The 19,456-nt window shown below is 68.8% G+C and carries 17 protein-coding genes and 2 pseudogenes; 7 read left to right on the top strand and 12 right to left on the bottom strand.

Annotation, left to right across the window (positions count from 1 at the left end):
- Positions 1–28 precede the first annotated feature (28 nt).
- Entirely contained in the window at positions 29–610 is a 582-nt protein-coding gene (locus tag A5756_RS14210; RefSeq protein WP_066953272.1) for a TetR/AcrR family transcriptional regulator, read from the top strand.
- Here A5756_RS14210 and A5756_RS26470 read toward each other — a convergent pair.
- From A5756_RS26470 to A5756_RS14200, 3 genes and pseudogenes are all read right to left on the bottom strand, one after another.
- Positions 582–709 (bottom strand): annotated as a pseudogene (locus A5756_RS26470) (SDR family NAD(P)-dependent oxidoreductase); the annotation flags it as partial. The gene A5756_RS14210 and the pseudogene A5756_RS26470 sit on opposite strands and share 29 nt — an antisense overlap.
- The gene (locus A5756_RS14205; RefSeq protein ID WP_066953270.1) at positions 696–1,595 is read right to left on the bottom strand and encodes a TIGR03619 family F420-dependent LLM class oxidoreductase; all 900 of its coding nucleotides are present in this window, start codon (positions 1,593–1,595) and stop codon (positions 696–698) included. The pseudogene A5756_RS26470 and the gene A5756_RS14205, both read right to left, overlap by 14 nt.
- An 88-nt stretch (positions 1,596–1,683) precedes the next feature.
- Complete coding sequence (locus tag A5756_RS14200; RefSeq protein WP_066953268.1) at positions 1,684–2,307, bottom strand: NADPH-dependent F420 reductase; 624 nt, start codon at positions 2,305–2,307, stop codon at positions 1,684–1,686.
- A gap of 100 nt (positions 2,308–2,407) precedes the next feature.
- On the opposite strand from A5756_RS14200, the gene A5756_RS14195 reads away from it, so the two are divergent.
- The 4 genes from A5756_RS14195 to A5756_RS14180 are packed head-to-tail and all read left to right on the top strand — an operon-like array spanning position 2,408 to position 5,623.
- On the top strand, positions 2,408–2,890 hold the full coding sequence (locus A5756_RS14195) for a MarR family winged helix-turn-helix transcriptional regulator (protein ID WP_066953266.1): 483 nt from the start codon (positions 2,408–2,410) through the stop codon (positions 2,888–2,890).
- A 39-nt stretch (positions 2,891–2,929) separates the two neighbouring features.
- On the top strand, positions 2,930–3,367 hold the full coding sequence (locus tag A5756_RS14190; protein WP_066953264.1) for a nitroreductase family deazaflavin-dependent oxidoreductase: 438 nt from the start codon (positions 2,930–2,932) through the stop codon (positions 3,365–3,367).
- 38 nt (positions 3,368–3,405) lie between these two features.
- On the top strand, positions 3,406–4,689 hold the full coding sequence (ilvA, locus tag A5756_RS14185; RefSeq protein ID WP_066953263.1) for a threonine ammonia-lyase: 1,284 nt from the start codon (positions 3,406–3,408) through the stop codon (positions 4,687–4,689).
- 13 nt (positions 4,690–4,702) lie between these two features.
- Positions 4,703–5,623 carry a phosphatase PAP2 family protein gene (locus A5756_RS14180; protein WP_066953261.1) on the top strand — a complete coding sequence of 307 codons (921 nt, stop codon included), beginning with the start codon at positions 4,703–4,705 and terminating at the stop codon, positions 5,621–5,623.
- Positions 5,624–5,634: 11 nt separating this feature from the next.
- Here A5756_RS14180 and A5756_RS14175 read toward each other — a convergent pair whose 3' ends face one another.
- Positions 5,635–6,297 carry a pyridoxamine 5'-phosphate oxidase family protein gene (locus tag A5756_RS14175; protein ID WP_066953260.1) on the bottom strand — a complete coding sequence of 221 codons (663 nt, stop codon included), beginning with the start codon at positions 6,295–6,297 and terminating at the stop codon, positions 5,635–5,637.
- Positions 6,298–6,332: 35 nt separating this feature from the next.
- Between A5756_RS14175 and A5756_RS14170 the strand changes: the two genes are divergently transcribed.
- Positions 6,333–7,661 carry an aminotransferase class I/II-fold pyridoxal phosphate-dependent enzyme gene (locus tag A5756_RS14170; protein ID WP_066953258.1) on the top strand — a complete coding sequence of 443 codons (1,329 nt, stop codon included), beginning with the start codon at positions 6,333–6,335 and terminating at the stop codon, positions 7,659–7,661.
- Positions 7,662–7,668: 7 nt separating this feature from the next.
- Here A5756_RS14170 and A5756_RS25915 read toward each other — a convergent pair whose 3' ends face one another.
- From A5756_RS25915 to A5756_RS14140, 8 genes and pseudogenes are all read right to left on the bottom strand, one after another.
- Positions 7,669–7,824: a hypothetical protein gene (locus A5756_RS25915; protein ID WP_156659514.1), complete on the bottom strand. Its 156-nt coding sequence runs from the start codon at positions 7,822–7,824 to the stop codon at positions 7,669–7,671.
- 51 nt (positions 7,825–7,875) lie between these two features.
- Positions 7,876–9,609, bottom strand: coding sequence for a malto-oligosyltrehalose trehalohydrolase (gene treZ / locus A5756_RS14165; RefSeq protein ID WP_066953256.1), 1,734 nt, complete (start codon positions 9,607–9,609; stop codon positions 7,876–7,878).
- Positions 9,602–11,902: a malto-oligosyltrehalose synthase gene (gene treY, locus A5756_RS14160; protein ID WP_066953255.1), complete on the bottom strand. Its 2,301-nt coding sequence runs from the start codon at positions 11,900–11,902 to the stop codon at positions 9,602–9,604. The genes treZ and treY overlap by 8 nt, the downstream gene beginning before the upstream one ends.
- Positions 11,903–11,905: 3 nt before the next feature.
- Positions 11,906–14,104, bottom strand: coding sequence for a glycogen debranching protein GlgX (gene glgX / locus A5756_RS14155; RefSeq protein WP_066953253.1), 2,199 nt, complete (start codon positions 14,102–14,104; stop codon positions 11,906–11,908).
- A 38-nt stretch (positions 14,105–14,142) separates the two neighbouring features.
- Positions 14,143–16,293, bottom strand: coding sequence for an acyltransferase family protein (locus tag A5756_RS14150; protein WP_066953251.1), 2,151 nt, complete (start codon positions 16,291–16,293; stop codon positions 14,143–14,145).
- A gap of 363 nt (positions 16,294–16,656) precedes the next feature.
- Positions 16,657–17,310: pseudogene (gene ripD / locus A5756_RS14145) on the bottom strand (NlpC/P60 family peptidoglycan-binding protein RipD); the annotation flags it as partial.
- Between the two features lie 13 nt (positions 17,311–17,323).
- On the bottom strand, positions 17,324–17,473 hold the full coding sequence (locus A5756_RS25910) for a hypothetical protein (RefSeq protein ID WP_156659512.1): 150 nt from the start codon (positions 17,471–17,473) through the stop codon (positions 17,324–17,326).
- A gap of 160 nt (positions 17,474–17,633) precedes the next feature.
- On the bottom strand, positions 17,634–18,086 hold the full coding sequence (locus A5756_RS14140) for a hypothetical protein (protein WP_066953247.1): 453 nt from the start codon (positions 18,084–18,086) through the stop codon (positions 17,634–17,636).
- 62 nt (positions 18,087–18,148) lie between these two features.
- Between A5756_RS14140 and A5756_RS14135 the strand changes: the two genes are divergently transcribed.
- Positions 18,149–19,453: an adenosylmethionine--8-amino-7-oxononanoate transaminase gene (locus A5756_RS14135; protein WP_066953245.1), complete on the top strand. Its 1,305-nt coding sequence runs from the start codon at positions 18,149–18,151 to the stop codon at positions 19,451–19,453.
- Positions 19,454–19,456: the final 3 nt, after the last annotated feature.

Genomic DNA, 19,456 nt, shown 5'->3' with positions numbered 1-19,456 from the left:
GTCAACAGTTGTTGAATACAATCTGGCTATGCCCGCGAAAGCCCGTGACGGGAAGGTCACCCGCGCCACGATCCTGCGCGTCGCGCGCGCTCAGTTCTCCACCCAGGGCTTCGAACGAACCACCATCCGCTCGATCGCGTCGGAGGCCGGCGTCGATCCCGCGTTGGTCATGCACTACTTCGGCAGCAAGGCGGATCTGTTCGCCGCCGTGTCGCGGCTCGAGGTCAGCTTTCCCGATCTCTCCGGCGTCGCCCCCGAGCGCCTCGCGGACGTGCTGGTGCCGCTGTTCGTCCAGGTGTGGGATCCGCACGGTTCCTTTCTGCCGCTGCTGCGCGCGGCCGCGACCAATCGCACGGCCGCCGACACTCTGCTGGCGGTTTTCGTCGAGCAGGTGGCCCCGGCCCTGGCGACCGTCACCCCCGACCGCGCCGTGGAGCGGGCCGCGTTGGTGGGCTCACAGGTGCTGGGAATCGCGATGGCCCGCTACGTCGTCGGGGTGCCGGCGCTGGCCGAGATGGACGACGCGACGCTGACCGAATGGGTGCGCCCGGTGCTCGCGCGCTATCTGACGGGCCCGGCGCCAGAGCTTCCTGCCGCCGGCCCGAGATGAAAACGTGAGCTCCTTCGTCAACGAACAACCTGGCACCGGCCAGCGCCAAACCGCTTGAGCCGCCCGTGATCACCGCACCTTGCCGTCAAGCTTTCCCACGATCACTCCATCGGGCGATTACCCGGCCGGCGAAGTCAAGCATCTGGTCAAGGCTGGGGAACATGGCGAAAGCATCCACGATCGCCTCATCGGCACCGGACCCGGCGAGGCGCTCGAGCCGGCCGACGACCGAGTCAACGGACGTGCCCGGTTCGAGGTTGATCCGCAGGGCCGTCTTCAACGCGTCAGGATCGCGGCCGGCGTCCTGCGCCGCACGGCGCGCAATCGACCACAAGTGGTCGGTGACCTCGTCCTGCAGCCCCTCGACCCCGAGCCAGCCGATGCCGCTGCGGCCGACCCGGCGCATCGCGGCCTCGCTGGCACCGCCGATCCAGATGGGCGGACCACCGGCCTGGACCGGGCGCAGGTCGGCATGGACAGGCGGCAGGGAGAAGAACTCGCTGTCCCAGGACACCGGGGTCCTCGTCCACCACTCGTGCAGAAACGCCAGCAGGTCATCGAGCATCCGCCCGCGCCGGCGCCAGTCCGCGCCGCGGGCGATGTCGTGCTCGTCCTTCATCCACCCGATTCCGACGCCAACGTCAAGGCGGCCTTCGCTGAGAACGTCGAGCGTGGTCAGCAGCCGGGCCAGGTGCACCGGCTCGTAGTAGAACGTGCTGAGCGTGCTGGCGTTCAGCCGCACCCGGCTCGTCGCCGTCGCGGCGACAGTCCACAGCAGCACCGGATCGAGGTAACGGGTCATCTGCGGCGGGTACGGCTGTTCCTTGCCCGGATAGGTGCTGTGCATGTCCACCGGCGTGACCAGACGATCGCCCACCCACAGCGTGTCGTAGCCAAGATCCTCGAGTCCACGGCAGAACGCGCTCAGGCCAGTGGCGCTGCTGATTGCGGGCCCGACGATGGGGAGTGCGAAACCGAGCTTCATCGCAAGAGTCCTCTTCTATCGTTTCGATGATCCATCAACTATTACTTTGGGGCGCACGTGCGCTCGTTTCTGGACCGCGCGGTGCGGCTCAGCCGGGAACGGTGGCGCCGAGGGCGAAGTCGAAGTTCCCCACCCCATTGCGGGCGAGGCCCATCATGACCAGGCCCGTTCCTTCCAGCCAGTGCGCCATGTTCAAGCCGCCGACGTCGAGCGGGCGCAGCCCGAGGCTCTCGATGAACGCCGCCACGCGCGCCTTGGCGCGCGAGTCGTCGCCGGCGATGAACACGTCGAGCGGCCGGCCCTGGGCCAGGACGACACCGAAGATGGTGTTGAATGCCTTCACCACGCTGGCGCTGGCCGGAGCCGCCTTGGCAACTTCCTGCGCGATCGAGGTGTCATCGGGGATGGCCAGCCCGTCGGCCGCGGAATTGAAGGGGTTGCTGATCTCGACAATGACCTTGCCCGCGAGGGCATCTCCGTACTGGGCGACGACCGGAACGACGTTGGCGTACAACAGGGCCACGACGACCAAGTCCCCGGCAGGAACGGCGCCGAACTCTCCCGTCGTGGCGCCGCCGCCGAGAGCCTTGGCCAGGGCAGCGGCCTTGGATTGATCGCGGCCGATGACCTCGACGGTGTTGCCGCCTGCTACCGCCAGCTCGCCGATGGCGCGGGCCATGTTCCCGGTGCCGATGATGCTGATGCTGCTCATGAGGTGTCCCGTCTTTGAATAACGAACGAAAAAGGTTGACTCGTCCACCTTAAGCCGGGTTTGATGACGCGTCAACCAATTCGCGATAGCATGGAGGCTAATGGAACCGAACTGGCTGAACCCTCGCGAAGACCGCGCCTGGCGGGCATTCCAGCATGCGCATCATCAGCTCGACGTGCACCTGAACCGGGGCCTGCAGGAATCGGGCCTATCGGGGGCCGACTACGAGGTCCTGGCGGTGCTGTCGGCTCACGACGGGGATCGCATGCCCGCCCGCGACCTGTGCAACACACTGGGCTGGGAGAAGAGTCGCGTCTCCCATCAGGTGAAACGGATGCAGAAGGACGGGCTGATCTGTCGGGAGCCCAACCCCGACGACGCCCGCAGCACCATGGTCTGCCTGCTGCCGGCCGGCCGCGCCGCCATTGAGAAGGCGGCGCCGGGGCACGTGGAGGACGTCCGCCGGAACTTCATCGACCTGCTCACCCCGGCTGAGCTCGACATGCTCGCCGCCCTCAACGAAAGGGTCCTCCGCCACCTGGCCAAAGACGACGACCCGCCTGCCGACGGCGAGCCCTCATAGCCCGGCCTCGCAGGTTTGCACCCGGCATAGAGTTGGGGCATGCCACTTTCTGGGGAATACGAGCCGAGCCCATGGGATTGGGCCCGCGAACAGGCCGAGAAGTACGAGCAGTCGGGCGGGACCGAAGCCACCGATATGAAGGGGAAACCCATCATCGTGCTGACCACCGTCGGGGCCAAGACGGGCAAGCTGCGCAAGACCCCACTGATGCGGGTCGAGCACGACGGCGAGTACGCGATCGTCGCCTCACTCGGCGGGGCCCCGAAGCACCCCGTCTGGTACCACAACGTCGTCAAGAACCCCCGGGTCGAGCTGCAGGACGGCGGCACCACCCGCGAATACGACGCCCGCGAGGTGTTCGGCGACGAGAAGGCGGTCTGGTGGGAGCGCGCCGTCGAGGCCTGGCCGGACTACGCCGAATACCAGAAGAAAACGGACCGCCAGATCCCGGTGTTCGTGCTGACCCCGGTCGGCTGAATTCCGGAGTTGATCGGCTGCCATGGCACCATTGATCAGTGTCCGCCGAACTGAGCCATCACCCGAGCGTCGCGCCGCTGTGCGCGGCTGACATCGACGGCGCGGCCAAGCGGATCGCCGCGGTGGTCACGCCGACCCCGCTGCAGTACAGCGACCGGTTGTCGGCGATCACCGGCGCGCACGTCTACCTCAAGCGCGAAGACCTGCAGGTGGTGCGTTCCTACAAGCTGCGCGGGGCCTACAACCTGCTGGTGCAGTTGTCCGACGAGGAGCTGGCCGCGGGCGTGGTGTGCTCGTCGGCGGGCAATCACGCACAGGGCTTCGCCTACGCGTGCCGGACGCTGGGGGTGCACGGCCGCGTCTACGTGCCCGCCAAGACCCCCCAGCAAAAGCGGGACCGCATCCGCTACCACGGCGGTGATTTCATCGAGCTGATCGTGGGTGGAACCACCTATGACCTGGCCGCCGACGCCGCGCTGGCCGACGTCGAACGCACCGGCGCCACGCTGGTGCCGCCTTATGACGACCCGCGCACCATGGCCGGTCAGGGCACCATCGCCGTCGAGGTGCTGGACCAATTGGACGGCGAGCCGGACCTGGTGGTGGTCCCCGTGGGCGGTGGCGGCTGCATCGCTGGCATCACCACCTACCTGGCCGAGCGGACGACGAACACGTCGGTGCTGGGCGTCGAACCGGCCGGGGCCGCGGCGATGATGGCCGCACTGGCCGCCGGCGCGCCCGTGACACTGGACCACGTCGACCAGTTCGTCGACGGCGCGGCGGTGCGCCGCGCGGGCACGCTGACCTACGCCGCGCTGGCCGCCGCAGGCGACATGGTGTCGATCACCACGATCGACGAGGGGGCGGTGTGCACCGCGATGCTGGACCTCTATCAGAACGAGGGCATCATCGCTGAGCCGGCGGGCGCGCTGTCGGTCGCGGGGCTGCTGGAGGCCGACGTCGAGCCCGGCTCCACGGTGGTGTGCCTCATCTCGGGCGGCAACAACGACGTGTCGCGCTACGGCGAGGTGCTGGAACGCTCGCTGGTCCACCTCGGCCTCAAGCACTACTTCCTGGTGGACTTCCCGCAGGAACCGGGTGCGTTGCGCCGGTTCCTCGACGAGGTGCTGGGGCCCGACGACGACATCACGCTGTTCGAGTACATCAAGCGCAACAACCGCGAGACCGGCGAGGCGCTCGTGGGCATCCAGTTGGCTTCGTCGGCCGATCTGGACGGTTTGCTGGCGCGGATGCGGGCGACGGAGCTGCACGTCGAACGCCTCGAGCCCGGCTCACCGGCCTACCGCTACCTGCTGTTCTAGACCCCGCGCCGCGATGCATGACTCGCAGTATGGACCCGGCACTGGCGGGTTCGGCCTGGTCAGCGCGGGCGTCATGGCGTCGCTCATATTGCTTGCATGGGCGGCGATTTGGGTCGCTCGGCACGGACCCCGGTTACGGACGCTCGCAGGGCGGGTGTCCAACTCGGCCGTGATCGACAAAACGCTGACCTGGGTCCGGGACCGGATCAGCGACCGGGGGTGGACGCCGGCGCGTCGGTGGCCGACGGGCCAGGTCGCCGGTATCGCGTTGCTGCTCGGACTGGTCGTGGTGGTGGCGTTGGCGGTCGGCTTCACCGAAGTGCTCGAGGACGTGCTCGAGGGCGACGGCATCGCCGGGATCGACCAACCGGTGACTCGGTGGCTTGCGGCCCACCGTGACCTGTGGCTGACCGCCGCTCTGCGGGCGATCACGGTCGCGGGCGGACCGCTATTTCTGACTGCGCTCGCCTTTCCGATTTCCGTTGCCGCGGGTTGGCGGTGCAGGTCCTGGCGGCCCGTGGTGCTTGCTCTGGTTGGCGGCGGCGCGGTTCCGCTGGTGCTCTTCACCGCCAAAGCCTTGGTGGGTCGACGACGCCCGCCCCTGCCTTTCGCTCTCATCGACGCGGACGGGTATTCGTTTCCCTCCGGACACGCGACCGGCACCGCGGCGATGATGGTCATCTCCGCGTGGATGCTGACCCGCTGGCTGATCCGGTGGTGGACCGGGTGCGTGATCGTATGGGCCGTGGCGATCGGCTCGGTCTTCCTGATCGGGTTCTCGCGCGTCTATCTAGGAGTTCATTACGTCAGCGATGTGCTCTCCGGGTGGATGCTGGGCACGGCCTGGGCCGGCACCGTCGTGCTCGTCGGAACCTGGTGGGACAACTCGCGGCGCGCACGCGGCCGGGTGGGCGCCAGACAAGCGGAGCTCTGAGCGGCCGCGACTCAGGCTCGGCGCTTGCTGAGGTACGGCGGCACAGGAGTGCCGGGATCCAGATCCCCGGCCGGCACCGGCTCCCCGGCCGCTACGCTCAGCGGCACCACCCCCGCCCAGTGCGGCAGCGCGCGATCCTCCGGATCGTCGACCGGGGCACCGGTGCGCACCTTGGCCGATACCTCCACGAGGTCGAGCGCGAGTACCCCGGTGGCGGCCAGCTCGCGCGCGTTCGGGGCTCGGCAATCGGCGGCGCGGCCGGGCGCAATGTGCTCGAGCAGGCCGGCGAGCGCCCGCAGTTGCTCCGCCTCGTCGTCGACGACGCGCGCGGCGCCCAGCACCACCACCGAGCGGAAGTTCACCGAATGGTGCATGGCGGCACGGGCCAGCACCAGCCCGTCGACCAGGGTGACGGTGACGCACACCGGCAGGCCCGACGGCGCCGCCCGGGCCGCCAGCAGCGGGCCGCTCCCGGTGGACCCGTGCAGGTAGAGCGTCTCGCCGAGGCGGGCATGCGTGGTGGGCAGAACCACCGGCCGGCCGGCGCTGAGGTAGCCCAGGTGGCAGACCAGCGCCTCGTCCAGGATCTGGTGCACGCTTTCGCGGTCGTAGCGCGCGCGCTCCCGGTAGCGGGTGGGCGTGGTGCGCGGCGTCGGCTCGTATCCGGTTTGCATAGCGTAGACCTTTGTTCTAGTACATAATAAATAGTGTGCCAGTACAAAGAAGCATAACCGGAACGGGTGCGGAGTCCATAGCCGCCAGCATCGAAGCCGCCATCTCGGCGGGCTCACTGGCGCCCGGCGATGCGCTGCCGCCCGTGCGCGACCTGGCCGGTCAGCTCGGCGTGAACGCCAACACCGCCGCCGCGGCCTACCGCCTGCTGCGGCATCGCGGGGCCGTGGAAACCGCCGGCCGGCGCGGTACCCGGGTGCGGCACCGCCCCGCGACCACCCCCCGCTCCCTGCTCGCGCTCGACGTCCCCGCTGGCGTGCGTGACCTGTCGACCGGTAACCCGGACCCGGCCCTGCTGCCCCTTGCGGGCGCCACGCTGCCCGGTCCGGTTGCCGGCCGCCCGGTGCTGTACGGCGAGCCGGCCATGTCGGCCGCCCTGTCGGAGTTCGCGCGGGCCGCGCTGTCCGCCGACGGCGTACCGTCCGATCACCTCGCGGTCACGAGCGGAGCGCTCGATGGAATCGAGCGCGTCCTGACCGCGCATCTGCGTCCCGGCGACCGGGTCGCGGTGGAGGACCCGGGCTGGGCCAACCTGCTCGATCTCCTTGCAGCCCTGGGCCTTTCGGCCGAGCCGGTCCGGGTCGACGACGACGGGCCACTGGTCGACGACCTGGCGCGGACCCTGGACCGCGGGGTGCGCGGCCTGATCATCACCAATCACGCCCAGAACCCGACGGGTGCGGCGCTGTCCGCCGATCGCGCCGCCGCGCTACGGCCACTGTTGGCGCAGCGGGCCGACGATCTGCTGCTCGTCGAAGACGATCACTGCGCGGGCATCTCCGGCGCGCCGCTGCGCACGCTGGCCGGCGTGACCGAGCATTGGGCATTCGTGCGATCCGCGTCCAAGGCCTATGGACCCGACCTGCGGGTGGCCGTCCTCGCGGGTGACCATCGCACCGTCGAGCGCGTGCACGGCCGACTGCGGCTCGGCCCGGGCTGGGTGAGCCACCTGCTGCAGGATCTGGCCGTCAGCCTGTGGTCGGACCGGGCGGCCGCGCGCCTCGTCGGCACGGCCGAGCGGCAATACGCCGACTCCCGCCGCCGGCTCTGCGCCGCCCTGGCCCAGCGTGACGTCGCCGCCCACGCGCGCTCCGGCCTCAACGTATGGATTCCCGTGCCCGACGAGACGGTCGCGATCACCCGGCTGCTGCGCGCGGGCTGGGCCGCGGCGCCGGGCACGCGGTTCCGGATCCGCACGCCGGCGGGCATCCGCGTCACCATCGCCGACCTACGAGCCGGCGAGATCGACCCCCTGGCGGACGCGATCGCCGAGGCGGTGCACGGCTCGGGCCGCCCCAGCGTCTAGCGGGGCGTCAACGCCCCTCGCCGCCAGCGCTGCCCAGGCCCGGGCCCGTCCACAACAGCGCCACGCTGCGCGCCGGCGGCGTTTCATCGATCACGACGAGCGGAGCCGGCACCGGCTTCTTCTTCTTGAGCAAGCCGATCCACCGGCTCAGCGATTCATTCATGGGCGAATCATCGGCGGCCGCGCGGCCGGCCGCGCACCGTCATCCACAGGCTTACGCCCGCTCGCGCACCGCCAGGATGGCGAACGAATGACCGTCCAGCACGGTGCTGTCGGCATCGACCGCGGGATCACCCCAGGCCAGCACCACGTCGCCGGCGACGGGCACCTTCGTCGCCTGGGCGCCGAGGTTGCACACGATGCGCAGCCGGCCGCGCGACACGCTGATCCAGCGTTGGTCCTCGTCGTAGTCCACCGCGAGGTGCTCCAGCCACGCGTCGGCCAGGTCGGGGTCGCTGTGCCGCAACGCGATCAGGTCGCGGTAGAGCCGGTGCAACCGGCCGTGTTCGCCGGAGTCGACCTCGTCCCAGTCGAGTTTCGAGCGCTGGAACGTCTCCGGGTCTTGCGGGTCGGGGATGTCGTCGGCGTTCCAGCCGTGTTCGGCGAACTCCGCCTTGCGCCCTTCCGCGGTGGCCTTGGCCAGCTCCGGCTCGGGATGCGAGCTGAAGAACTGGAACGGGGTGGACGCCGCGTACTCCTCACCCATGAAAAGCATTGCGGTGAAGGGTGTCCCGAGCACGAGCGCCGCCTTGATCGCCAGCTGGCCGCCGGTCAGGTTCTGCGACGGGCGGTCCCCGAGGGCCCGGTTGCCTACCTGGTCATGGGTGCAGGTGTAAGCGACCAGCCGGGTGGCGGGAATGGAACCCGTGTCCAGCGGGCGTCCGTGCCGGCGGTGCCGAAACGACGAATAGGTGGCGGCGTGAAAGTAGCCGTGCCGCAGCGTCTGGGCGAGGGTCGCCAGCGACCCGAAGTCCGCGTAATAACCCTGGCGTTCACCGGACACCGCCGTGTGGATGGCGTGGTGGATGTCGTCGGCCCACTGCGCCGTCAGCCCGTAACCGCCGCGTTCGCGCGGGGTGATCAATCGTGGGTCGTTGAGGTCGCTCTCGGCGATCAGCGACAGCGGACGGCCCAATTGGTCTGCCAGCCAGTCCGTTTCGGTTGCCAGCTCCTCGAGGATATGGAAGGCGGTGGTGTCCACCAGCGCGTGCACGGCGTCCAGGCGCAGGCCGTCGGCGTGGAAGTCACGCATCCAGCGCAGCGCGCAGCCGATGATATAGCGGCGCACCTCGTCGGAGTCCGCGTCGGCGATGTTGATGCCTTCGCCCCACGGGTTGCTCGCCGACGACAGGTAGGGGCCGAATTTGGGCAGGTAATTGCCCGACGGACCGAGGTGGTTGAACACCGCGTCGATGAGTACCCCCAGGCCGCGCGCGTGGCAGGCGTCGACGAACCGGACCAAACCGTCGGGACCGCCGTAGGGCTCGTGCACGCTGTACCAGAGCACGCCGTCGTATCCCCAGCCATGCGTCCCGGCAAAGGAATTCACGGGCATCAGCTCGACGAAGTCGACCCCGAGGTCCACCAGGTAGTCGAGCTTGTCGATGGCGGAGTAAAAGGTGCCGGCGCCGGTAAAGGTACCCAGGTGCATCTCGTAGATCACCGCGCCCTCGACCGGCCTGCCTTGCCAGTCGCCGTCGGTCCAACGAGCGCCGGCCGGGTCCCACAGCTGCGAGCGGGCGTGCACGCCGTCGGGCTGCCGGGCCGAGCGCGGGTCGGGCAGCACAGTGGGATCGTCGTCGAGCAGGAAGCCGTAGCGGGCGTCCGGTGCCGCGTCGACGTTCGCGTGCCACCAGCCGTCATCCGCGCGCGTCATCGCGTGCACCTGGCCCTCGACATCGAGCCGGACCAGCTCCGGTTTGGGTGCCCAGACCCGGAATTCAGTCATGGTGGCGCTCCAGCAAGACGACGGGCAGGTCGGCGAACAATTGCGCCGCCGAGGTCGGCCCGTCCGCGATGGCCCCCGTGAGCGTGTCCTTCCACGTTCCCTCGGGCAGCGGCAGCACCGTATTGCCCCAGCCGGACTCGGTCAGCCGCACGGTCCAGCGGGTGACCGCGACCAGGACGTCGTCGCCCCGGCGGAACGCCAGCACGTGCTCGGCCGCGTCGCCGCTGGCCAGCACGGGGACGTAGTCGCCGTGCAGGAAGCTGTCCGGGTGGGAGCGTCGCACCCGAAGCGCCGTCGTGACGACCCGAATCTTGGGGTGCTCCAACGCCTTCAGGGCGGCCCGCCGGGCGGTGTAGTCGACGGCCCTGCGGTTGTCCGGGTCGACGAGGCTGTCGTCCCAGAGTTCGGTGCCCTGGTAGACGTCCGGTATCCCGGGCACGGTCAGGGCCAGGAGCTTCTGGCCCAGCGCGTCGCTGGCGGCGTGCGGGTTGAGCTGGCTGACCAGTTTGGTCAGCTGACCGGCCACCGGTCCGTCGAACACGGTGTCCAGCCATCGGTGCACCGCGTCCTCGAACTCGGCGTCCGGATCGTTCCACGAGGTGTGCCAGGCCGCTTCCCGGATGGCCTTCTCGGCGTAGCCATGCAACCGCTCGCGCAGCTCCGGGCTGACCTCGCCACTGACCGGCCAGACGCCGAAGATGTTCTGCCACAGGAACTGTCCGGTCGCCGGATCGGGGGAGGGCACGTCGGCCTCCCAGCGGTCGACGAACTCAGCCCACAGCGACGGGACCTGCGAGAGCACCCCGATCCGGGCGCGCACGTCCTCGCCCCGTTTGGTGTCGTGGGTGGTCAGGGTCGTCATCGTCTGCGGCCACAAGCGGGCACGGTCGGCCGCGCTCTGGTGGAACTCCGCCGCGCCGACGCCAAAACGATGCGGTTCGCCACCCACCTCGTTGAGCGACACCAGCCGGGCGTCGCGGTAGAAATAGCAGTCCTCGACGGATTTGGCGGTGACGGCTCCGCAGAGCTGCTGCAGGCGGGTGGCCGGTTCGCCGCCGCGGGCCAGCGCCGCCGCGAGCACCTGCAGCGCGGGCCCCAATTCCGGTGACTCCGAATGGGTTTCGGCCAGCGCGTTAGGCATGATCGCCGACAGGCTTGGGTAATCGCAGCGGTAGACGCCGATATGGGTGAGCAGCGCGGCGACCGCCGCGGGCAGCTGCGGATGATCGGCGCCGGCCGCCGCCACGATGCTGCGGCGCAGCCGCCCCAGCTCGCTTGCCAACGTGTCGGTGGCCGCGCGGATCTTGAGTTCCGCCAACATCTCCGGCGCCGCCCCGTAGTCCAGCCCCGCCGACTCGACCAGCTCGGTCAGGGCCGGGGCGCCATTCGGGTCGACGAAGACGCCGCCGATCTCCCGCAGCACGTCGTAACCGGTGGTGCCGCCGATGGGCAGGGTGGGTTCCAGCGCCTCGTCGACCGCGAGGATCTTCTCGATCACGATCCACGTCTGCGGTCCAACCGATTCGCGCAGCCACGCCAAATAGCCGCAGGGGTCTGACAATCCGTCGGGGTGGTCGATGCGCACGCCGTCGACGAGTCCCTCGGCGGCCCACCGGGCCACCTCGGCGTGGGTGGCGTCGAACACGCCGCGATCTTCCTGGCGCAGTCCGGCCAGCGAGGTGATCGAGAAGAAACGCCGGTAGCCGCAGACGCCGTTGCGCCAGCCCACCAGCCGGTAATGCTGGCGGTCGTGCACCTCGGGCCCGGTGCCCTCGCCGGAACCGGGCGCGATCGGCAGCGCCAGGTCGCCCAACCGGAGCAGGTCCCCGTCGACGTGCAAGTCGGCGGCGTCGTCGTCGGAACCCAGGATGGGCAGCACGATCCGGCCGTCCTCGTCGAGGTCCCAGTCGATGTCGAAATATGTTGCGTAGTCGGACGAACGGCCGTGCCGCAGGACGTCCCACCACCACGCGTTCTGTTGGGGCTGGTCGATCCCCACGTGATTGGGCACGATGTCGACGATCAGGCCGATGCCGCGCTCTCGCGCCGCCTCGGACAGCCGCGCCAGCCCGTCTCGGCCGCCGAGTTCGGGCGAGACCGTCGTCGGATCGGTGACGTCGTAGCCGTGGTTCGACCCGGTGGCGGCGGTCATGATCGGGGACAGGTATAGGTGCGAGACCCCGAGTTCGTCCAGGTAGTCCAGTAGGTTTTCCGCGTCGGCGAAGGTGAACGCGAACCCGCTGGCCTCACCACGCAGCTGCAGCCGGTAGGTCGACAGTATGGGAAAGGCCATGCGTCAGAAGGTCTTACGTAATACCAGAAGCGAGCGTCCGGGCAGCGAGACTTTCTCTTCGGCCTTCACCAGCTGGTCGGCGTCACCGCCCGGATGGTTGGTGTCCAGTTCCACGGTCCACTCCTGCGCATAGTCGTCGTTCGGCATCACGAACTCCACGGGTTCTTCGCCGGCGTTGAAGCACAACAGGAATGAGTCATCGACGACCCGTTCACCGCGTGCGTTGGGTGCCGTGATGGCCTCACCATTGAGGAACACCGCCACACACTTGTGAATGCTCTCGCCCCAATCCTCGTGCGTCATTTCGCGGCTGCTCGGATTCAGCCAGGCGATGTCACGCACTTCCTCGCCGGTTCGGATCGGCTCACCTTCGAAGAACCGGCGGCGGCGGAACACCGGATGGTGCTTGCGCAGCGTGGTCACCTTGCGCGCGAACGCCAGCAGGTCCGAATTCTTGTCCGCCAACGACCAATCCATCCAAGACAATTCAGAGTCCTGGCAGTACACGTTGTTGTTGCCGTCCTGCGTGCGGCCCAGCTCGTCGCCGTGGGCGATCATCGGCGTGCCCTGGCTGAGCATCAGGGTCGCCCAGAAGTTGCGCATCTGGCGGCAGCGCAGCTCCATGATCTCCGGGTCGTCGGTGGGTCCCTCGACGCCGCAGTTCCACGAGCGGTTGTGGCTCTCCCCGTCCCGGTTGTCTTCGCCGTTGGCCAGGTTGTGCTTTTCGTTGTAGGACACCAGGTCGTTGAGCGTGAACCCGTCGTGGGCGGTGACGAAGTTGATGCTGGCGCTGGGGCGCCGGCCGGTCGCCTCATACAGGTCCGACGACCCGGTCAGCCGGGACGCGAACTCGCCAAGGGTTGCGGGCTCGCCCCGCCAGTAGTCACGCACAGTATCGCGATACTTCCCGTTCCACTCGGTCCACAAACCCGGGAAATTTCCCACCTGATAGCCGCCCTCGCCGACGTCCCACGGTTCGGCGATCAATTTGACCTGGCTGACGATCGGATCCTGCTGCACCAAATCGAAGAACGCGCTCAATCGGTCGACGTCGTGCAGCTCGCGTGCGAGTGTGGCGGCCAGATCGAAGCGGAAGCCGTCGACGTGCATCTCGGTCACCCAGTAGCGCAGCGAATCCATGATGAGTTGCAGCACGTGCGGGTGGCGCGGGTTGAGGCTGTTGCCGGTGCCGGTGTAGTCCTTGTACAACCGCAGGTCCGTGTCCACGAGCCGGTAGTACGCCGCGTTGTCGATGCCGCGGAAGTTGATGGTCGGCCCCAGGTGGTTGCCCTCGGCGGTGTGGTTGTACACCACGTCGAGGATGACCTCGATGTTGGCTTCGTGGAAGCTGCGCACCATGGATTTGAACTCCGCGACGCTGGAGTTGCGGTTGGACGCGTACTGGTTGTGCGGCGCGAAATACCCGAAAGTGTTGTAGCCCCAGTAGTTTCGCAAGCCCAGGTCCAGCAGCCGCGAGTCGTGCATGAACTGGTGCACCGGCATGAGCTCCAGCGCGGTGACGTTGAGCGACTTGAGGTGATCGATGACCAGGGGGTGGGCCAGGCCGGCGTAGGTGCCGCGAAGTTCCTCGGGGATGCCGGGGTGGGTCTGCGTCATGCCCTTCACGTGGGCCTCGTAGATCACCGTTTCGTGGTAGGGGGTGAGCGGCGACCGGTCGGAGCCCCAGTCGAAGAAGGGATTGCTCACCACGCTGGTCATGGTGTGGCCCAGCGAGTCGACCATCGGGGGAGTCCCGGGGTCGGCGTCATCGGCGTTGGGATCGTCGAGGTGGACCGCATTCAGGTCGTAGGAGAACAGCGCCTGGCCGAAGGTGAAGTCGCCGTGGAAGGCCTTGCCGTACGGGTCGAGCAGCAGCTTGCTCGGGTCGCACCGATGGCCGGCCGACGGATCGAAGGGCCCGTACACCCGGAAGCCGTAGCGCTGGCCCGGGGTGATGTTCGGCAGATAGGCATGCCAGACAAAGCCGTCAACCTCGTCGAGGGCGATCCGCGACTCCGCTCCGGCATGGTCGATCAGACACAACTCGACCTTCTCGGCTATCTCGGAGAACAACGAGAAGTTGGTCCCCGCGCCGTCATAGGAAGCTCCGAGCGGATAGGGGGTCCCCGGCCACACGGTGGCCAGTTTCGGCTGATGGTTACCAGTAACGCCTGTTTCTGAAGCGTATTTGTCGGTCGGCACCTTCTGACCTTATCCGCGCTCGGCGGTGTCGGGGCGCGTCACCACCAACCGGTGCCGGCAGCTATCTGGCGGCCCAATTCCCCTGCCATGGTCCGCACGTAAGTGGGGGTGAGGTGGTGGGCGCCGTGGTAGATCAGCACGTTTCCCTCGACCGGGCGGCACACGTCGGCACGACAGATCGCGTCGGACATGTCGAGCACCTTCAGCAGCGGGAACTGGGTGACGAAGTCGAGGGTTTGATTGCGGTCGGACAACACGTCGGAACGCTTGATCGCGCACGACTGGGGGTTGCCGTTCTTTTTGGCGAGGCAATCCGCCGGGTCGAACGGCTGGCCGTTCTTCACCAGCCACGGGGTGTCCCGCATGCCGAGGATCGGAATGTTGTTGTCGGAGAACCTCTGCCAGATTCCGATGTAGGTCGCGGGCATCACGTCGCCGGGCTTGATGTTCCACGGCCGGGTGGTCGTGGTGAACACGTAGTCGGGATGGTCGGCAATGACCTTGGTCATCGTCTGTTCCACCCACTCCCGGCACTGCGGGTAGGCGGCGTTGTTGCCCATGATCAACGGGACTTCCTCGGTGGACAACGGACAGCCCATCTTGAGGTACGTCACCACCTTGAAGTGGTGCAGCTGGCCGAGCAGGCTCAGCGCGGGCAGCCAGTGTTCGGCGTGGGACCCACCCGCCAGTGCGATGGTGCGGTCGGCGGCCACGTCGCCGTAGGTGCAAACGACCACCGCCGGGTTGACGAAGTCGCTGATGCAACCGTCGCGGGTGGAGGACGGCAGGTCTTCCTTGACCTCCAGCACGCTGGGCCGCATCGGCAACGCCGGCACCCGCACGCGTTCGGTCAGGGCGCGCGCGCCCGGATAGTCCTGCGGGTTGAGCACGCTGAGCTCCTTGCCCGCGGCGCGCAGGACGGTGACGTGCTGGCGCCACGTGAACGACGTCGCGGTCAGCGTCACGCCGAGCAGCACGATCGCGGTTCCCAGCGCCATCGTGGGCCTGGGCAGGCGCGCCAGCCACGCGGGTGCGGGCGCCGGTGATTTCCCGGAGGCGCGGTAGCGCAGTGGGTCCTCGACGAGCCGGGTGGTCAGGTAGGCGAGCAGGCCCGACACCAGCAGCACGGTCGTGCCTTCGACGAAGTTGGCGTGCTTGTGCCCGGTGAAGGACAGCCAGAAGATCAGCAGCGGCCAGTGCCACAGGTAGAGCGAATACGCCATCGCGCCCAACGCGACGAGCGGCCCGGCCGCCAGCAGGCGATTCGGCAGCGGCAGCCGGTCCCCGGGATGACGCTGCAGGTTCGCCCCGGCCAGGATCATCAGCATGGTGGCCCCGACGGGCACCAGGGCCCACGGTCCGGGAAACTCCTTCACGCCGTCGATCAGGGCGCCGCAGGACACGATCGCCGCCAGCGCGACGGTGGCCAACACCGTCCGCAACCACATCGGCCAGCGGATGGCCGGAACCACCGCGCCGACCAGCGCCCCGAGTAGCAATTCCCAGGCCCGCCCGAAGCTGTTGTAGTAGGCGGCGGCCTGGTCGTCCTGATGCGCCACGATCGCGTACACGAACGACGCCACCGTCAGCGCCGTCAACAGCACCAGGAACAGGGTGCGCAGGTGGGCGCCCAACGGACGCCGGAAGAAGAAGGCGCAGCCGGCGATCAACAGCAGGAAGCCGACGTAGAACTGACCCTGCACCGACATGGACCAGATGTGCTGCAAGGGGCTGACGGCTTCGCCCGCCCGCAGGTAGTCCGACGCGGTGTTGGCCAGCTCCCAGTTCTGGTAGTAGCCGAGGCTGGCGAGGCTTTGGTCGGCGAAGGTCTCCCAGCGGGTCTCCGGTTGCACCAGGATGGTCAGCACCGCGCACCCGGCCAGCACCACGACCAGAGCGGGGACCAGCCGGCGGACCAGCCGGATCACCTCGGCAACCGGCGACAGGGTGACGGCGGGATTGAGCGCCGCGCGAATGATTTTGCCGCCGAAGAAGAATCCGGACAGCGCCAAGAACACGTCGACCCCGCCCGAGACGCGGCCGAACCAGACATGGAACACGGCGACCAGCGCGATCGCGATACCCCGCAACCCGTCGAGGTCGTAGCGGTAGAACCCCGCGTTACGCGTTCCCGTAGCGACCGTTTCCTCGGTCGCGATCGGCAGGGGAGGCGTGGACAGGGTCGACATGATCGACCGCTAATTTACCGAAAACCGCCACCCGCTCCCGTTTAGGAGCAGGTGGCGGCGGTCGATAGTCCCGCAAGCCCCGGGAAATTACCGGGCGGGGCCTGCGGCCGGGGGCAGGAACGGCGATTGCTGGGGCGGCAACAGCTGCACGGGGGCCTGTTGCGGCGGCACTTGCTGCGTCGGCAGCTGCGGGAGCGGGGCCAGCGGGGCCTGTTGCGCCGGGAGTTGCTGCCGCGGCGCTTGCTGCACCGGGGCCAGCGCGGACTGCTGCTGCAACGGCGCTTGCTGCACCGGCGCTTGCTGCACCGGCGCCGGCTGCACCGGTCCCGGCTGGGCCGGAGCCTGCGGCAGCGGGGCCTGCTGCTGGGCGGGCAGTTGCTGTAGCGGGGCCTGCTGCGATGGGGCTTGCGCCGGCGCTTGCTGCGCGGGCAGTTGCTGCACCGGGGGCTGCTGCAGCGGGGCTTGCTGCGCCGGCGCCTGCGTCGGCACCTGCTGAGGCAGTTGCTGGGCCGGCGCCGGCTGGACCCCGAGGACCCGGACCAGGTAGGGAGCCATGCCGTTGGCTCGCACCGGCGAAACCTGGACGACGTCGCCCACCTCGAGCATCTGGTTGTTCCCCAGGTACATCGCGACGCTCTGCGTGCCTTCGGGTCCGTAGAAGATCAGGTCACCCTTTTGCGCCTGCTGCGGCAGCACCTTCTGACCGACCTTGTACATCGCCCCGGACGAACGCGGCAGCTTGATGCCCGCGCCGGCGTAGGCGTATTGCATCAGGCCCGAGGCGTCGAACCCGACGGTGTTGATGCCCGAACCGGTGCCGCGGGTGGGACCGTTGATGCCCCCGCCGGCCCAGGAGAACGGCACGCCGCGCTGCGACAGCCCGCGCGCGATCACCACGTCGGTGGCCTGCTGGTAGTCCATCGGCCGGACGCCCGGGTCGGCGGATGCGACCCCGGGGGCGGCCAGCGGGGCCGCCAGCATCGCCAGACCGATCGCGAAGGCGTAGATGCGTTTCATTGTTCTTGGCCTCTCAGGCGCTCAGTGGCTTCAGCGCGGTGACTTCACGCGTCCGCCGCCGATCCATGCCCTGGGCGAGGACCCCGACGTTGGGGCCGGCGCCGCCGCATGACACTTGCGGATGTGACAGCGGGCACGACACCCCCGTTTTCACATCAGTCACTGCAACCACTCTGACAACAGAAGGTGTTAGCCGCCAGGCCCCGGCGGGATTATTTGTCGTACCGTGACCGGACGGTGACTGCGCGGCACGAATCCCGTATGCGCAGTTGTGATTTCGGTCTCAGTCGGGCCCATGTGGACCAACCGCGGCGGCGGTGCGCCTAGAGCCAATAGCGTTCGCTGAAGGTGGTCAACAGGGAGCCGACGACCGAGCTGACCATGACCAGCGTGAGGGCCAGAACCGGCCAGAAGGACATGTACCAGCCCTTCAGCATGGAAACGAGGGGGCCGACGACCGCTGCGGCGATCGCCGCGCCGATACCGCCCCACACCACCGGACGGATGTAGTAGTCGATGCCGAAGGGCACCGGCCCGCAGGTCTCGTCGGCGCACACGTGCTCGAGGAAGCCGAACAGGCGGTCCGGCCAGGTCGTCGCGGTGGCCAGGACGACGAGGACCACCAGCAGCGCGACGGTGGAAACGACGTCCCACGGGGCCAGCCGCACGCGAATGACCCGCGGCGCTTCGTCGTCGTAGTCGACCAGCGGGGAATTGGCTTTCGCGGTCGGAGACGCGCCCGCGGCGGGGTTACCGGGCGATTGCGGCGTGGCCATCGGATCCCATGCTCCCCGATGGGCGGACTTTGTGCGACTCGGCTGCTTTACCCTCGATCACTATGCCTGCGGCGAGGGCCGGGTTGACGCCCGAGCAGATCAGCGCGATCGACGCCGCGCATCTGTGGCACCCGTACAGCACCATCGGCGGCGAGGCCGTCGCGCCGGTGGTGGCCGTGGCGGCGCGCGGCGCCTGGCTGACCCTGATCCGGGACGGCCGGCCGATCCAGGCGCTGGACGCGATGAGCTCCTGGTGGACCGCGATCCACGGGCACGGCCACCCCGTCCTGGACGCGGCGCTGACCAGGCAGCTGGGCGTGATGAACCATGTCATGTTCGGCGGGCTCACCCACGAACCGGCCGCCCGGCTGGCGCAGCTGCTGGTGGACATCACCCCGGCGGGGCTCGACACCGTTTTCTTCAGCGACTCCGGCTCGGTGTCCGTCGAGGTAGCCGTCAAGATGGCGCTGCAGTACTGGCGCAGCCGCGGCCGGCCCGGCAAGCACCGGCTGATGACGTGGCGGGGCGGCTACCACGGGGACACCTTCACGCCGATGAGCGTCTGCGACCCCGACGGCGGCATGCACTCGCTGTGGACCGACATCCTGGCCCGCCAGGTGTTCGCCCCGCAGGTGCCGCGCGACTACGACGCCGGCTACAGCGCGGCGTTCGAGCAGCAACTCGCCCGGCACGCCGGGGAACTGGCGGCCGTCATCGTCGAGCCGGTGGTGCAGGGCGCGGGTGGGATGCGCTTCCACGACCCCCGCTACCTGCGCGACCTCCGCGAGCTGTGCCTGCGGCACGACGTGCTGTTGATCTTCGACGAGATCGCCACCGGCTTCGGCCGCACCGGCGAGCTGTTCGCCGCCGACCACGCCGGGGTGAGCCCCGACATCATGTGCGTCGGCAAGGCGTTGACCGGCGGGTACGTCACCCTGGCGGCCACCCTGTGCAGCACCGACATCGCGCACACCATCAGCACCGGCGAGGCCGGCGCGCTCATGCACGGGCCCACCTTCATGGCCAATCCGCTGGCCTGCGCGGTGTCGGTGGCCAGCGTCGAGGTGCTGCTCGGCCAGGACTGGCGCGCACGGGTCAAGGAAATAGCCGGCGGCCTGGCGGCCGGGCTCGAACCCGCCCGGGCGCTGCCGGGCGTGACCGACGTGCGGGTGTGCGGCGCGATCGGCGTCATCGAGTGCGCCGGTCCGGTCGACCTGGCCGTCGCCACCCCGGCGGCCATGGATCGGGGCGTCTGGCTGCGCCCGTTCCGGAACCTCGTCTACGCGATGCCGCCCTACATCTGCTCGGACGCCGAGATCGCCCAGATAACCTCGGCGATGGTCGAGGTCGCGCGCCTCGTCGGCTAGCAG

Origin of the sequence: Mycobacterium sp. 852002-53434_SCH5985345 (genome assembly GCF_001667155.1) — a bacterium.
Lineage (GTDB): Bacteria > Actinomycetota > Actinomycetes > Mycobacteriales > Mycobacteriaceae > Mycobacterium.
This window is presented reverse-complemented; position numbering and strand designations above follow the sequence as displayed.